Annotated in this window: 17 protein-coding genes; 11 read left to right on the forward strand and 6 right to left on the reverse strand. The window is 66.8% G+C overall.

The window, feature by feature from the left end; translation table 11 throughout:
• Positions 1-1,906: 1,906 nt before the first annotated feature.
• Positions 1,907-2,830, forward strand: coding sequence for an FkbM family methyltransferase (locus PS271_RS20110; RefSeq protein WP_398383498.1), 924 nt, complete (start codon positions 1,907-1,909; stop codon positions 2,828-2,830).
• A 50-nt stretch (positions 2,831-2,880) separates the two neighbouring features.
• Here PS271_RS20110 and PS271_RS20115 read toward each other — a convergent pair whose 3' ends face one another.
• The 4 genes from PS271_RS20115 to PS271_RS20130 form a co-directional block, all read right to left on the reverse strand.
• Positions 2,881-3,099 (reverse strand): hypothetical protein, encoded by a 219-nt coding sequence (locus tag PS271_RS20115; protein WP_398383500.1) that lies wholly within the window; start codon positions 3,097-3,099, stop codon positions 2,881-2,883.
• A 146-nt stretch (positions 3,100-3,245) separates the two neighbouring features.
• On the reverse strand, positions 3,246-3,977 hold the full coding sequence (locus PS271_RS20120; protein ID WP_398383501.1) for a GntR family transcriptional regulator: 732 nt from the start codon (positions 3,975-3,977) through the stop codon (positions 3,246-3,248).
• 8 nt (positions 3,978-3,985) lie between these two features.
• The gene (locus PS271_RS20125; protein WP_398383502.1) at positions 3,986-4,219 is read right to left on the reverse strand and encodes a hypothetical protein; all 234 of its coding nucleotides are present in this window, start codon (positions 4,217-4,219) and stop codon (positions 3,986-3,988) included.
• Positions 4,220-4,525: 306 nt separating this feature from the next.
• The gene (locus PS271_RS20130) at positions 4,526-4,825 is read right to left on the reverse strand and encodes a hypothetical protein (RefSeq protein ID WP_398383504.1); all 300 of its coding nucleotides are present in this window, start codon (positions 4,823-4,825) and stop codon (positions 4,526-4,528) included.
• Positions 4,826-4,884: 59 nt separating this feature from the next.
• Here PS271_RS20130 and PS271_RS20135 point away from each other — a divergent pair, with 59 nt between their 5' ends.
• The gene (locus PS271_RS20135) at positions 4,885-5,643 is read left to right on the forward strand and encodes a GntR family transcriptional regulator (RefSeq protein ID WP_398383505.1); all 759 of its coding nucleotides are present in this window, start codon (positions 4,885-4,887) and stop codon (positions 5,641-5,643) included.
• On the opposite strand, the gene PS271_RS20140 is transcribed toward PS271_RS20135, so the two are convergent.
• Together PS271_RS20140 and PS271_RS20145 are read right to left on the reverse strand one after the other, a co-directional pair.
• Positions 5,633-6,391 carry a glycosyltransferase gene (locus PS271_RS20140; protein WP_398383506.1) on the reverse strand — a complete coding sequence of 253 codons (759 nt, stop codon included), beginning with the start codon at positions 6,389-6,391 and terminating at the stop codon, positions 5,633-5,635. The two genes, PS271_RS20135 and PS271_RS20140, sit on opposite strands and share 11 nt — an antisense overlap.
• 5 nt (positions 6,392-6,396) lie before the next feature.
• Positions 6,397-7,185, reverse strand: coding sequence for a GntR family transcriptional regulator (locus PS271_RS20145; protein ID WP_398383507.1), 789 nt, complete (start codon positions 7,183-7,185; stop codon positions 6,397-6,399).
• A 216-nt stretch (positions 7,186-7,401) separates the two neighbouring features.
• On the opposite strand from PS271_RS20145, the gene PS271_RS20150 reads away from it, so the two are divergent.
• The 9 genes from PS271_RS20150 (at position 7,402) to PS271_RS20190 (ending at position 13,657) form a co-directional block, all read left to right on the forward strand.
• Positions 7,402-7,776, forward strand: a complete 375-nt coding sequence (locus PS271_RS20150; protein ID WP_398383508.1) for a hypothetical protein — start codon at positions 7,402-7,404, stop codon at positions 7,774-7,776.
• A 48-nt stretch (positions 7,777-7,824) separates the two neighbouring features.
• Entirely contained in the window at positions 7,825-9,933 is a 2,109-nt protein-coding gene (locus PS271_RS20155) for a cell division protein FtsK (RefSeq protein WP_398383510.1), read from the forward strand.
• 161 nt (positions 9,934-10,094) lie between these two features.
• Positions 10,095-10,337, forward strand: coding sequence for a hypothetical protein (locus tag PS271_RS20160; protein WP_398383511.1), 243 nt, complete (start codon positions 10,095-10,097; stop codon positions 10,335-10,337).
• A 20-nt stretch (positions 10,338-10,357) separates the two neighbouring features.
• On the forward strand, positions 10,358-10,552 hold the full coding sequence (locus PS271_RS20165; protein ID WP_398383513.1) for a hypothetical protein: 195 nt from the start codon (positions 10,358-10,360) through the stop codon (positions 10,550-10,552).
• A gap of 21 nt (positions 10,553-10,573) precedes the next feature.
• A complete protein-coding gene (locus PS271_RS20170; protein ID WP_398383515.1) occupies positions 10,574-10,789 on the forward strand; it encodes a hypothetical protein in 216 nt (71 codons plus the stop codon).
• A gap of 94 nt (positions 10,790-10,883) precedes the next feature.
• On the forward strand, positions 10,884-11,498 hold the full coding sequence (locus PS271_RS20175) for a hypothetical protein (protein ID WP_398383517.1): 615 nt from the start codon (positions 10,884-10,886) through the stop codon (positions 11,496-11,498).
• Complete coding sequence (locus PS271_RS20180) at positions 11,495-11,857, forward strand: hypothetical protein (protein WP_398383518.1); 363 nt, start codon at positions 11,495-11,497, stop codon at positions 11,855-11,857. Before PS271_RS20175 ends, PS271_RS20180 begins: the two co-directional genes overlap by 4 nt.
• A gap of 178 nt (positions 11,858-12,035) precedes the next feature.
• Positions 12,036-12,197 (forward strand): helix-turn-helix transcriptional regulator, encoded by a 162-nt coding sequence (locus PS271_RS20185; protein WP_398383520.1) that lies wholly within the window; start codon positions 12,036-12,038, stop codon positions 12,195-12,197.
• Entirely contained in the window at positions 12,194-13,657 is a 1,464-nt protein-coding gene (locus tag PS271_RS20190) for a tyrosine-type recombinase/integrase (protein WP_398383521.1), read from the forward strand. Before PS271_RS20185 ends, PS271_RS20190 begins: the two co-directional genes overlap by 4 nt.
• The last annotated feature ends 85 nt before the right edge of the window (positions 13,658-13,742 follow it).

The raw sequence follows: 13,742 nt of genomic DNA on the forward strand, positions 1-13,742 counted from the left end.
GCGTCTGTAGGGGGTATCTGACGGACCTCGAAGACTGTCAGGTGGCGGCCAGGCTGCGCACGGCTTAGCTAGGCCGCTGAGGCGGTTCTTCACCCGTGGTCACCTGGCATGTGTCGGCTTGCGGAGGGCTTACCGGCCGCGAACGTGCCAACAGGCGCATTGCGGACGCAGCTGGCCATCGCGGTATGGACTAGCAGGAGGAGGGCGAGCTGGCGCCCTTCGGCGAGAACCTACCCAGTGGGCGCGGCTCCTTGGCGGGAGGTACCGGGGTGAGGTTGGAACGCGTGCGATCGGATTGAGGCTGCTGGTGCTCCTCGCGTAGAGGTTGGCAGTTCCCGTTCCGAAGCAACCTGGGTTGGCTTTGATGTCGGGCCGGGTGTGAAGGCGCGCTCAGATCAGTCGTCGGGGGAGGGTGATCGCATCACTACAGGCGTGGCTGCCCTCTGCAGCTCATCACCCTTCCTGTCGATCAGTCGAGTGAACAATTCTTGGGAATAGCCGAACGCTACCGCGTATGCCAAAATCTGCCACCGTGTGGCAATTGGAGGGAATTGTGTGGAGTATAGCAGGAGTAGCCCGAGTACGGCTGTCAGGGCTCCAAGGGGGATTTTCAATACTGCCTGGGCGACATGGACGACGTAAGGGTCCTCTACTCGTTGCATGCGTGAGAGGGCGACAACTGAGGCCACCGATGCCCCTACCGCTCCAAGGAATTCTACGACAAGTGCATCGCCGCTATTGCTATGATTGCCAAGAGGGCACAAGGATTGATTGACGCAAGTGAGATCAATTGGGGTGAATAGGCTGGCCACTCCAAGGGAGGTCGCCAAGAATAGTAGTATTGCCGCGGAGACAAGCAGGATATTGTTAAAGGTTCGGATCCTGCCTCGGTTGAGGCCGTGTGCCACGTAGGCCCCTCGTAGTGCTGAGATGAGTCGATCTCGTTCAAAATGCACTATCCGCATTTCTGCCGGTTGTCCAGTATTGCTTTCTAGCCACTTTCGGCGCGGATCGTCGGATGGTAGATAGTCATGGACCACGCTGCGTATTCTTGGTAGTTCCCCTCGGAGGCGGTGGCTAGGAAGGATGCGCGCCAACGTGGTATCGGCTAGATGCATGTGACTGATGGCCAAGTCTGCATAGCCGGGATAGCGCCAGGCGGGACCTCCTTTATTGGCTGCCGACTTCGATTCTTCTGCGTTATTTGCCACCTCGCGATACAGGAGTCTTATTGTGTCGGGGCCGTGTGTGCACTGCCCGGTAATGCTATCGAATTTGCATCCTCTTTCGATGGCTGCCGCCTTTGCGGAATGCTCCATCCAGCTAACTCTTGTCAGGCAGCTAACACGCCAACGGGCCTTCCAGAGCGGGTTGCGGGATCTGAGGTCCATGGGAAACCTCTTTCGCTGCTTCAGCTACCGCCTCATCTTTAGTGTGCGCTCGGATCTCTTGGGGTGCATCTGGGCTCCAGATAGACACTGGACTGCCGTCTTGCGGCCTATACCTTGCTGCAGTGTGTAAGTGGCGCAGTCGCGGGCTCGAGTCTGCTAACTGTGAGACCGTAGGACGCTGCCAGCAAGTGGTGATCCAGGCAGGTGCAGTGTTGTCTCTGTACGGCCCCGGAACTATTGAGGCGGTGGGGGCCGACAACGCAAAGTTCGAGACGGACTGTTCGCACGTTGACTCGAGGTTGTCCCACACGAAGTAGGTGCCGCGGAGCACGTGGCGGGGCTGTCCGGCGAAGTTGTGTACAAGATCCTGCGCGGCAACGTCATACCCATACTGGGCTTGTCTCTGGATCAGAGGAAGAGAGCCATCCGGTATCTGATCTACAGCACCGAGAGGTGCAACACTGAGACAGACGGGGCATCAGAGGGCACGACAGACCCGGTTGGGTAGGTGTCGGATGAGCAGTTTTACCGCAGAGCTATTGGCCTCGGCCGGTCGGCAGTACGTGCGGCATGGTCCCGGTCCGCTGGGGAAGTCCTGGCTGGCCGCAAAGTACCTCAACCCCTACCTGCGCGACTGCCCCCGGAGGCGCATCGTGCAGACCCGGTTCGGGGCGGATGTCGCTGTCGACACGCAAGATCTCATCCAGCGGTACATCTACATGTTCGGGACGTGGGAACCCCACATGACTCGCTGGTTGAGCCGGCGGCTTCGGCCCGGGGACACGTTCGTCGATGTCGGCGCGAACATCGGTTACTTCAGTCTGTTGGCGGCTCATTTGGTCGGGCCCTCGGGGCGGGTCGTCGCGATTGAGGCTTCTCCCGCGTTTCACCGCAGTGTGCTGGCGAACGCACGGCGTAACGCCTGTCGCAACGTGCGGGCGGTCAATACGGCTGTGTCTGACGCCCGGGGGGCCTTGAGGTTCATGCTCGCCAGTTCTCGCAACCTGGGGGCGAACAGCATCGTTCCGTACGACGGGCCGGTGGAGTCCAGTTTTGAGGCGCAGGCGCTCCCGCTCACCGAGGTACTCACCGCCTCCGAGGTGGCTGGGGCGCGGGTGATCAAAGTCGACGTGGAGGGGGCGGAAGGGAGCGTGGTCCGCGGCATGGCTCCTTTGCTTGATCTGCTTCGTCACGATGCTGAGGTCACGGTCGAGGTGACTCCCGAGCGGATGGTTCGGTTAGGGGACTCCGTAGAGGAACTGTTGGCCACCATGCGCGAGCACGGATTTCACGCCTACCGCCAACCCAACGACTACGCCCCGGAGAGTTACCCGGCCGCCCTTCGCTGCACCGGTGCTCCACTCGCCCGCCTTAGCGGGCCAGTCGTGGAAGAGTGCGACCTCGTCTTCTCCCGTGTGGATGCCGACACGCTGCCCTGAACACGAAACGGTCCGGCCCCTCGGGGCCGGACCGTTAGCCGGGAAGGGAGTCAGCTCGTCGGCCGGGGCGGCTCGTCTTCCGTATCCGCCAGCAGCTGCTCATCTTCATTTGGCACAGGCAGCCGTGCGCCCCTGCTCTCCGCCACTCGCAGGACGTCGCCCAGCGACTTGGCCGTCTGATGAAGCGCGAGCCGGAGGTCATGACGGCACGCCGCCGGCTTGGCGAGGAGCTTCTCCGCGTCCGCCAGCACATCGGCCCCGATATCCATCTGCGCTGCCTCTACGGCGTCGGCGTATCGGGATAACTTCCCTTGACCGCTGGACGGACTGAGGAAGCACGGTTTGTCGTCCGGTGAGCTCCATGGAAGGAGTCGCAGGCCTTCTGCCCGGGGAGTTCTTCCGCTCCCGGTGGATGTCATCCGGCTTCCTCCAGTTCTTCGACGCGCGTACGCGTGGTGAAGACGGCCTCCGCGCGATCGCCCGGCAGGCTCAGAAGAGCCCCCTCTACGACCTGCCCGGTGACGTCCATCGACGTCCGTTCCACTGCCAGGACCGGCGCGGGGCTGCGGAAGACCTCCCTCTCCTCAGCGCTCGGCAACCGGGAGATGACACGCTCGACCGTGGATGCCACATGCACTCCGGCCGCGGTAAGCAGCTCCCGGACGTTGTCGCCCCACGGCGACAGAGCCCCCGCCGGCTGTCCGAGCTTGGCCACTTTGAGAGGCACGTACAGGCGGGCCACGCTCCGCACCGAGGTGCCGGCGATGCTGACGTATTCCTGCTCCGTCAGCAGGGAGCCTGCGCGGATCTTCAGGAGCGACGCCACATCACCGGATGCCTTTACCCTGCGAACCTCGACAGTGACCCGCAACGCTGAGCCGGGTGCCGGCGGCCGGTCCGAGGTGTGCCGTGCACTGTCGTAGACGGTGCGGTCGCCGGGGCGCCGCACGAAGTTGCCTCGCCCGTGGAACTTCTCCACCAGCCCTTCGGCCTGGAGCAGGTCCAGGGCGCCCCTCAGTGTGGGGCGGCTGGCCCTGTACAGCGAGGCGAGTTCCGTCTCCGACGGGAGCTGCTCGCCGACCCGCCAGTTTCCGGCAGCGATGAGCTGACGGAGGTCATCGGCGATTGTCTGGTAGCGGCCTGCCACGGCGGGTTTCACCGCCTCTCGATGGCCCGCACAGCGGACAGTTCCTCAGACGGCTCCATGATCAGCGCTTCCCCTGTGCGGAAGCGCAGGCCTTTCCTGTTGCCGGAAAAGTCCACTACCTCGACCACCGTGTACCCGCAGTCCCCGAAGACGATGACGTCCCCGGGCTGGACGGTCTCCCCGGTGACCTGAATGCGCACGTGGTGGTGCGTCCTCATGGACGTGGCGGTTTCTTCGTACATCAGCGCACCTCCGCCGTGGTCCAGGGCAGGCTAACCACGAGTGGGCGCCAGCGAGGCTCCATCCGCCGGCGGGCGCGCTCGCCGTCGCCCACCACGTACAGGCGGACGAGAGAGGTCTCCTCAACGTCGCGCAGTTCTGCGTACCACTGCGGCTGACGCATGGGCGGGACCGGCATAGGCGGCCTCTCGGCGGGCCGGCGCTCGGGGGCCGGCGCACCGCGGCGCTCCGGCTCGTTGACGGGAACGAATGGTCGCCTAGCCCAGTCAAGGGCCCGGCGGATAAGGTCAATCACGCTGATCAGCTCCTCATAGCTGATGGCCGTGCCCCCGGGCAGCGCCCGCTGTCGCGGGGGTGTCCTTGCTGACGGCGGCCCAAGCGATGCGGCCGCTTCCGCTGGTGACCAGCCCGAACGAGTCGGCCGTCCCCAGCACCTCTAAGAGCTCTCGCCACGCCTCGGCCGAGATCGGATCCGGAACTTCCGTCTCGACGCAGACGCGGCCTTTCCGATGCCTCACGCGCGGAGTGAAACCAGCAGCTGAAAGGCGTGCCGCCATGTGGTCGGCGCGGTTGCTGCGTGCGGCCACAAGGTGTTCCTCCGTCGCCACGGGATCACAGTACGTGAAGCTAGTTAACTAGAATAGGGCTAGTGGACTAGATTTTCCACATGCGTGAGCAGCCGCCTTATCTCCGCGTCGCTGACCTGCTGAGACAGCGCATCGCGGACCAGGAGTGGGCGCCGGGCGACCGGCTGCCGTCGCGTACGCAGCTTGCGCAGGAGTGCGGCGGCGTGGGCGAGAACGTCATCCGCCGAGCGCAAGAACTCCTCATCTCGCAAGGCGTCTTGGAGGGCCGCGCAGGGTCGGGGACGTACGTTGCCGAGCCGCGCGCACGCCTGCGCATGGTTCGCTCAGAGAGCCGCGAGCAGCGGGGAGGATCGCCCTTCGCTGCGGACATGTCCGCCCTCGGCAAGCACGGCACGTGGGAGAGCAGCACGGAGGCCAAGGTTCCCGCGCCGGCGGACATCGCGATTCGCCTCGGCATCGCCGAGGGGGACCTGTGTGTCCGGACCGTCTACGAGTTCCTGTCCGACGGCAAGCCGGTTCAGCTCTCGACCAGTTGGGAGCCGTACGACATCACGGGCAACACACTGGTCGTGCTGCCGGAGGGCGGTCCGTACGCAGGCAGGGGTGTGGTCGCCCGCATGGCGGAGATCGGCATTACGGTCGCACGTGCGGTGGAGCAGCCCGAGCCCGGACACGCGACCGCCGAGGAGGCGACCCTCCTCGGCGTGCAGCGGGGAGCGCTCGTCACCCGCATCCAGCGGACGTACTACAGCGACGACGGGCGAGCCGTCGAGACGGCGGACATCGTGGTGCCCGCCTCCCTCGGCGTCATCGTCTACGAAGTGCCGGTCAGCTCGTAGCCGGGTAGAGCCAGCGGTTGTACGCGAGCGCCTGCGCCCGGGCCTGGACGACGGCCATGCGCGCGTCGCGCTCCGCGGCGTTGGTGTGGGCTTCCTGCCCGGTCGCCTGACCAGGCCACTTTCGGTAGAGGAGCCCCACTTCGCGGGTGAAGTACCCACGGCTGACGGCATCCAGGGCGAGCAGAAGCCCGGTGTCCTCCGACGCCGGAAGCGCCATCCAGCCGCCGAGCGCGATGAGTAGATCACGGCGGACGCAGAGGGTCGCGGGATGGACCTGTGCCCGGAAGCCGTGTGCCTGCCAGTGCGCAAGTACGGCGCCCAGCTCTATCGGCCCCTCGTCCGGGTCCTGGTCGAACCCGACCGTGGTCCCGTCGGGCATCAGGTCCAGGACACGTGACGTCGTCCAGCCGATGCTGGGGTCACGATCAAGGACGGCGATGTCGCGGGCCAGGGCGCCGGGCGGGAGCTGGTCGTCGGCGTCCAGGATCTTGACGTACTCGCCGTCGGCGTGCGCCAGGGCCATGGTCCGGGCGACACCAGGGCCGCCGCGCCGTCCCTGCCGGAAGGTCACGCGCTCATCGTCGGGGACGTGGGGGGCGACATCGTCCGTCTGCCCGTCTTCCTGGATTAGCCAGTGCCACTCCCATCCCTCGGGGAGCTCCTGGGCGCACAGAGACTTGTAGGCGTCGTGGAGGTGGTGGGCGGACGGTCCGTGCACAGCGGTGACGATGATGATGCGCCGGCGCACGGCACTCACCACCTTTCCAGGGGAGTGGTGAAGAGCATCTCCGTACGGTCGCCGGGCAACGTGATGTCGGAGAGCTCCACAACGCGGTCGTTGGTGTCGTACGAGGTCTTGCGCAGCAGAATCACGGCGGTGCCGGGCGGAAGTTCCAGCTCCTCCGCCTCTTCCGGCGTGGGCGGCCGGGCGGTGACGTGTTCCTCGATGCGGTCGAGCTCGATGCCGATCGTGAAGAGCTGGTTCTGAGTGCCGCCGGGCCACGGTTCGTTGGACTCGTCCAAGAGGTCCGGGTTCGACGCGACCATGTCGCGGACGAGGTAGGAGGTGACCAGCGCGAACGGGGCACGCTCCGCCGCATAGCGCGTCCGGTAGGTGCGTTGCAGGAGCACTTCGCCTTCCGGAACCTCGAAGGCTTGTGCGAGATCCTTGCCTGCCTTGATCTCGCGGTAGAACGCCTGGAAGACGAGATCGTTCAGCGTCAGGCCGGTGTCATGTTCGGTCGCGCCGGTCTGCGCCCGCTGCTCCTCGGGCTGCCGGACGCGGTCCTTCTCCCACTGGTGCCTGACGTTCGTTCGGAGGACGGTCGCCCGGGGCTGACGGACGAAGTTCCCGCGACCGTGCTGCTTCTCGATCAGTCCCTCGTCGCGCAGAAGCCGCAGTGCTTCGCGGATCGTGGGGAGGCTGCGCCCGTACTCCTCCGCGAGTGCCGTCTCAGAGGGGAGGCGGTCTCCGGCGCTCAGCTGACCTGCGCGGATGGCTTCTCGCAAGCCGTCCGCAATCCGCTCGTACACCTTCGCCATCGGTGCTCACCCGCCTGTCGTATCGACGGGGATCAGCATACGGCTCCTGAAGAGGACTTGACGAGTTAGTGAGAGCCGCGTCATAGTCCCCATCTGAGCTCCTCTAGTCCTCAGTAGGACTAGAGGACTTGAGGGGTCGTCAGCGTCCAGCACGCTCACGAAGGACGCGCCCGTTCCCTGCTGCCTGCACTGTTCTCAACCTCAGAGGTGGATCACATGCAGCTCACCGTCGGTGACATCGCCCGCAGCCACGAGGACATCACCCTCGGCACCGTGGCCGGGATCGCGGACCACGGAGAAGGCAAGCTCGTCGTCTTACGGCTCCCGAACGGGGGGCTCAGTTTCGTTGAACCGTCCGCCCTGGTCGTCGTGGGGCGCTACGTCCCGCCGGTCTCGGCCGGCCGCAGCGTCGTGGCCCTGGTCTTTCTGGGTTTCGCGTTCCTCGTGTCGTACATCAGCTGCCGATCGGCCGAGGGCATCGGTGCGGACTGGCTGCTGACCTTCTTCGCCGGACTGGGCGGGTTCAAGGTCGTGGCGATCGCGTACCAGTGCTGGGCGCGCCTCACCGGACCGCGGCGCTTTCGCGTCTGAACGCATCGCTCCCGTTCTCCCGTCCCGCCCAGGATTTGGAGGGGTCACGTGAACGACCAACTGACGGAGAGCCCTGCGTTAGAGCAGAACCGCCCTGGCGACCCTCCCGACTCCGCCATCTCGGGCGACGAGGCCGTTGCCGTCGACTGCCCGGGGGGACCGTCGGGCCCCGGCTTGGCGGGCCGGGCGCAGGGCGCCAAGCGTCGCCCGGTCATCCCGGCATGGGCGAAGTCGCGTCAGGAGTTCCTGGCCGCCGGCAAGGGCGTGGTCTCGTACGCCTGGCACGTCTCCGCGTACCACGCGGTACGGACGCCCTGGTACACCGTCCGTCTTGCCTTACAGGCCCCGCGCGGCGCTGCGCGGTTCGTCGGCGGCCGGCTGCGATGGGTCGCCGATGTCGAAGGCGAGCCGTTCCGGCAGTACGCGGCGGCGACCGACGACATCGCCAAATACCTACAGCTCTCGCGCCAGAGGGATCGCCGTGTCCGCTGGCGGGCGGCAGTCGCCCTCGTGGCCGCGATCGCGGGGACCGCCACGGCGCTCACGCTCTACGTCATGGCACCGCAGTGGTTGCTGTCGCTGTGCGGCTTCGCTCTGACGATGGCCCTGGGATGGCTGGGGCAGCCGGCTGATGCGCCGGTGATCCACCGAGCGGTGGAGGTCCCGAGGGCGACGAGGCTCACCAGTGACATCGTTCTCCGTGCTCTCGGCTCCCTCGGCATTCAGGGCATCAATCAGGCCCAGTCGAAGGGCGGGGACGGGTTCGCCTTCACCGCCCCCATCACCCGCGACGGCCCTGGTTGGCTCGCCGAGGGCGATCTCCCTCATGGCGTGACCGTCACGGACATCATGGACCGCCGGGAGAGGCTGGCCTCCGGTCTCCGGCGGCCGCTGGGAACGGTCTGGCCCGAGGCCGTTCGGAACGAACACACCGGTCGCCTGAGGTTGTGGGTCGGTGATCAGGACATGTCCCAGACCCCGCAGCCGGCATGGCCCCTTGCCAAGTCGGGCACGGTGAATCTCTTCAAGCCCGTCGCGTGGGGAACTGATCAGCGGGGGCGCTGGGTGGAGATCACCCTCATGTACCTGGCGGGCGTGATCGGCGCCATTCCGAGGATGGGCAAGACTTATCTTCTGCGTCTGCTGCTGCTCATCGCCGCGCTCGACCCGCGTGCTGAGGTGCACAGCTACGACCTGAAGGGGACTGGTGATCTCGACCCTGTCGGCGACGCCATCGGGTTTCGGCACCGGGCGGGCAATCGTGACGAGGACATCCTCTACGGGCTGACCTCTCTGCGTGAGCTCCAGGCCGAGTTGCGTCGTCGTACCGACGTCATCCGCGGTCTGCCCCGGGATATCTGCCCCGAGTCGAAGGTGACGACGGAGCTCGCTTCGAAGCGAGCCCTCGGCCTGCACCCGATCGTGGTCGGGGTGGACGAGTGCCAGAAGTGGTTCGAGCACCCCAAGCACGGCAAGGAACTTGAGGAGATCTGCACAGACCTCGTCAAGCTCGGCCCGGCCACGGGAATCGTGCTGCTGCTGGCCACTCAGCGGCCGGACGAAATCAGTCTGCCGAAGGGCATTTCCGCAAACGCGTCGGCCCGCTGGTGCCTCAAGGTCATGAGCCACGTCGAGAACAACATGGTTCTCGGCACCGGCGCCTATAAGCGGGGCGTGCGCGCAACGATGTTTGCCTGGGAAGACAAGGGCATCTGCTATTTCCTCGGCGAAGGCGCGGACGCACAGATCGTCCGGGCGGCCGAGGTCAATGCCGTGGAGGCGGAAGTCATCGCCCTGCGGGCCCGGAAGACGCGCGAGCGCCTCGGCACCCTGGACGGTTACGCGCTGGGGGAGCGGCCCGAGGCGGAGGCCGGCCCGTCCTACGACCTGCTCTCGGACCTCCTCACGGCGCTGCCCGCCGGCAAGGAAAAGCTCTGGAACGAGGCGATCGTCGCCTCCCTCGCGGAACTCCGGCCCTCCGCGTACCGCACGTGGACCGCGGAACAGCTCACCGCAGCTCTGAAGCCGTACGGCATCCGCACCGCGCAGGTGTGGGGCACCACGGAAGACGGCACGGGCGCCAACCGCCGCGGAATCAAACGCGCCGACGTCCTGAGGGCGATCGCGGAACGTGACAGCACGGGCGCCGCGGCCTAGCCGACGCCGCCGCTAGGCCTAGCAGGACGGCCGCTAGGTCTAGCACCCCCGCTAGCAGTACATCGCCCACCTGACCTGCGCACTAGCACCTAGCGGCGTTCGCCGACGGTCCCCCGAATTCCCGCCCGGAGAGGGTTCTGATGAGTTCCCTGCTCGACGCTATGCCCGGCCTCATATTCCTCACGCTCTGCTACGCCGTCATCTGCGCCCTCAGCCCGTTCGGCGCGTGCCGCAAATGCGGGGGATGGGGAGCGAAGATCCGCCGGACTCGCAGCGGCCGGCTCAAGCGCGGCCGCGAATGCCGCCGCTGCGAGGGGCAGGGCCTGCGCCTGCGCGTCGGCCGACGCCTCTACAACTCCGTCGCCGAGCTCTACCGCGACGGCACCGGCAAAGCCCGACGCTGACTTCTCCGAGGAGCCCCGTGATGTCCTTCTCCATCTCCGCACTCGTGCTGTTCGGCCTCCTCCTGGCCATGCTCCTCCGCTCAAAGGCCGTCGGCATCGGCGGCGCCACGGTCGCGATCCTCTTCGGCTACTACCTCAGCCGCACCGGCATCGCCGCGCCGATTGATCAGGTCATGGGCGCCATCGCCCACGCCATTCCCGCCCTCGACAAGTAATCAGGTGAAGGAGCCCCTCCCATGAACAAGATTTCACTCATGGCCTCCGGAGAGCTGCGTGATGCGCTCACGGCCATCGAAGAGGGCAAAGGGCCGGCCGCTATCGCCGCGCTCATGGCCATCGACCCCGCCTCGTGGCAAGCCATCGAACACCGCCTTGAAGCGGTCATCGGCACCGACCTGCGCTCGCTCTTACTCCACACGGTGGAGAGCGCGGCGGCGCCGGCCCTCGACTGACGGCTCCCTGTGCGGGTCCAACTCCTGTGGAGGTGGGGCCGCGCAGAGGGCCGGACAGTCCGGCTCGGCAATTCCGGCAGTGGAGAGGACGCACATGTCCAACACCACCACCATCGCGTGGTTCGACAGCTTAACGGCGAGCGTGTTCGCGCTTGGGGCCGCGGCCCGGGAGATGCGGCTCGCGCACCGGGCGGCCCAGGTCGCCTCGTGGCAGATCGAGCCGGCCCGCCTGCGGCTGGTGATCGGCGACGTGAACATCCGCGGGGAGTACAAGATCAGCCCCTGCGACATCGCCCTGAGCCAGGTCCGCGGCCTGTCCCGCGCCTACCAGCGCATGACCACCGACCTGTACGAGAACCTCGCCCTCACCTACGCCTACGGCACGGCAGCAGCGCTGCTCGCGGTCATCAAGGGGTACCGGCCGCGGTACGTGGAGCTCCAGCGCGACCAGACCGACCACTACATCGTGCCGGGCGACCCGCTGCCCGACTTCCGCGGAGACCTCGGCACCTGGGATGGCCAGAGGCGCCTGGCCGTCCTCCGCTCCATCGTCGCGGCCCGCAGGCTCGACCACTCCGGGGAACTGAGCCACGGCTCGTTGACCGGCCTGGCGGACGCCGCCTACGCGTACGGCGAGCAGGCCGAGACGGCCCTTCACCACCTGCTCCTCACCTCCCCCACGGACCACGGCCCCGAGGAGGAGCAGTGACTACCGGCGCGCACGCCACCGATCCCACGTACGCCTACGTGGCCGCCCCGGGGATCACTTCGGAGATCGGCTGGGTGATCAGGCACAGCATCCCCCGCCCGTCCGACGATGAGCGGGAGTTCTGGCTCCGTAAGGCGGCTGTCTTCGACCGCATGGCGCTCGACGAGGCGGTCAGGTTCGCCCCTGATGTCGCCGCGCCGACCGCCGAAGCCGCCGTCGCGGCTGCGCGACGGCTGCTCGACTACGACGCCACGCACAACGGTCTGTGCCTCAGGGGCGCCGAGATCGTGACCGCCGACGACTGCCTCGTGTACGTGCGCCAGGAGTACCTCAAGTGGAGCCAGGACCGGCTCCTCTGACTTCGCCCGGGGCAGCGGTCTACCCGGCAAGGACGCCCGCTGCCCCGGCCTCCCATCCACACAGGAATCAGGAGGTGCCACCAGCATGCACCACAGCGACAACCCCCCGTCGCCCGGACCCTGCAAAGGGCGAGAGGAAGGCGGCACGAGGCCCCGAGCAGGGGACGAGAAGCTGACCGTGAAGGAGGTCATCGGCGACCTCAAGGTCGCACCGTCGACCTTCTACCGATGGCGCCGGCTCGGAAAGGCCCCTCGGGCGATCAAGCTGCCGAACGGGGACGTCCGGATTCGGCGGTCCGAGTACGACCGCTGGCTCGCGGAGCGGGAGGACGCCGCGTGAGCGAGGAGAAGGGCGTTCCGGCCGGAGGCGCTCGGGGGTCGGCCCGCCCGGGGTACTCCTTAGACATCAAGCTGTGGAAGGTCACCAAGACCGGCCGGAAGTCCCGCCCCTATCGTTTGCGCTGGGTGGTCGGCGGCCAGGTGCACGGCGGCACGTTCACCACGTCCGCACTCGCCGACAGCCGTCGGGCAGAACTGCGGCAGGCCATGCGCCGGGGAGAGGCGTTCGAGATCACATCCGGCCTGCCTGAGTCCGAGGTACGTGCGGCAGTGGATGCGGCCGAGAGCATTGAATCCAAGCCGTCGTTGCGATGGTTCGAGTTCTGCCGGAAGTACATGGCCGGACGGTGGCGTACGAGCGCGGCCAAGACCCGTGAGGGCATGGCTGACGGCCTCGCAGCCGTAACGCTGGCCATGGTGAACCGGGAAGATGGCCTCCCCGGGGACAAGTACCTCCGGCGGGCGTTTCAGTGGGGCATCGTGCCCGCGAACGCGGGACAGGATCCGCCGGAAGAGCTGAAGCCCGCGTACGACTGGCTCACGACAGCGGACCGTCCCGTCACCGACCTGATGGACGCCGAAGTATTCGAGGACGTGCTGTACCGCCTCGGCTACCGGCTGGACGGTCAGCCGGCGGCACGAGAGACGCATAAGCGCCGGCGCCGCGCTCTGAACGTAGCTCTCGAACATGCCGTGGTCACGGAAGAACTCCCGGAAAACCCGCTACAGAAGGCTCGCAGGAAGCAGATGGGCACCAGTGACGTGGTGGACCCGCGAGTCCTCGTGAACGCCGTACAGGGGCGGCAATTGCTCACCGCCGTCTCCTACGTCGGGTCATGGGACCGCAGCCGCGGACGTCGCCTGGTGGCTTTCTACGCGGTCCTGTACTACGCCGGGCTGCGGCCCGCCGAAGCGGTCGGACTGCGACTGCCGGACTGCCACTTACCGGAAACAGGCTGGGGCACTCTCACGCTGCGGGAGACGCGCCCTGTCTCCGGCAAGCAGTGGACCGATTCGGGGGAGCGGCACGACCGCCGCGGCCTCAAGGCTCGTGAGGCGTCTACCGACCGGCCGGTCCCTATCCCGCCCGTCCTGGTCGCGATCCTCCAGGTGCATCTGAAGCAGTTCGGGACCGCCAAAGAAGGGCGCGTCTTCGGCAACGAGCGCGGGGGAGTGGTCGGCTCGTCCACGTACTGGCGGGTGTGGGAGGAAGCGCGGGAGTACGCGCTGCCGCCGGACCGCGTCGAGTCACCGTTGGCCGGGCGCCCGTACGACCTGCGGCACGCGTGCATCACGCGGTGGCTGAACGCCGGCGTCCCGATCGCCGAAGTGGCCCGCAGGGTCGGCAACTCCCCGGAGGTGATCCACCGCCGGTACCACGGCTGCATCGACGGCCACGAGGAAGCGGCCAACGCGAAGATTGCGAAAGCGCTGGAGGAGGAGGGTGACGACACAGCCTGACGCGTGTGTCGGAGGTGTGTCTCGAACGCTGAGCGGCAGCAAAAAAGAGCGGGAGTCAGTGAGACTGACTCCCGCTCTTTCAAGT

The organism is Streptomyces sp. SCA2-17, from assembly GCF_044336695.1.

Coding starts and splice junctions, on each gene's coding strand:
- PS271_RS20110 (WP_398383498.1), top strand. CDS start 1,907: ATGAGCAGTTTTACCGCAGAGCTATTGGCCTCGGCCGGTCGGCAGTAC.
- PS271_RS20115 (WP_398383500.1), bottom strand. CDS start 3,099: ATGGATATCGGGGCCGATGTGCTGGCGGACGCGGAGAAGCTCCTCGCC.
- PS271_RS20125 (WP_398383502.1), bottom strand. CDS start 4,219: ATGTACGAAGAAACCGCCACGTCCATGAGGACGCACCACCACGTGCGC.
- PS271_RS20135 (WP_398383505.1), top strand. CDS start 4,885: ATGCGTGAGCAGCCGCCTTATCTCCGCGTCGCTGACCTGCTGAGACAG.
- PS271_RS20145 (WP_398383507.1), bottom strand. CDS start 7,185: ATGGCGAAGGTGTACGAGCGGATTGCGGACGGCTTGCGAGAAGCCATC.
- PS271_RS20150 (WP_398383508.1), top strand. CDS start 7,402: ATGCAGCTCACCGTCGGTGACATCGCCCGCAGCCACGAGGACATCACC.
- PS271_RS20160 (WP_398383511.1), top strand. CDS start 10,095: ATGCCCGGCCTCATATTCCTCACGCTCTGCTACGCCGTCATCTGCGCC.
- PS271_RS20165 (WP_398383513.1), top strand. CDS start 10,358: ATGTCCTTCTCCATCTCCGCACTCGTGCTGTTCGGCCTCCTCCTGGCC.
- PS271_RS20170 (WP_398383515.1), top strand. CDS start 10,574: ATGAACAAGATTTCACTCATGGCCTCCGGAGAGCTGCGTGATGCGCTC.
- PS271_RS20175 (WP_398383517.1), top strand. CDS start 10,884: ATGTCCAACACCACCACCATCGCGTGGTTCGACAGCTTAACGGCGAGC.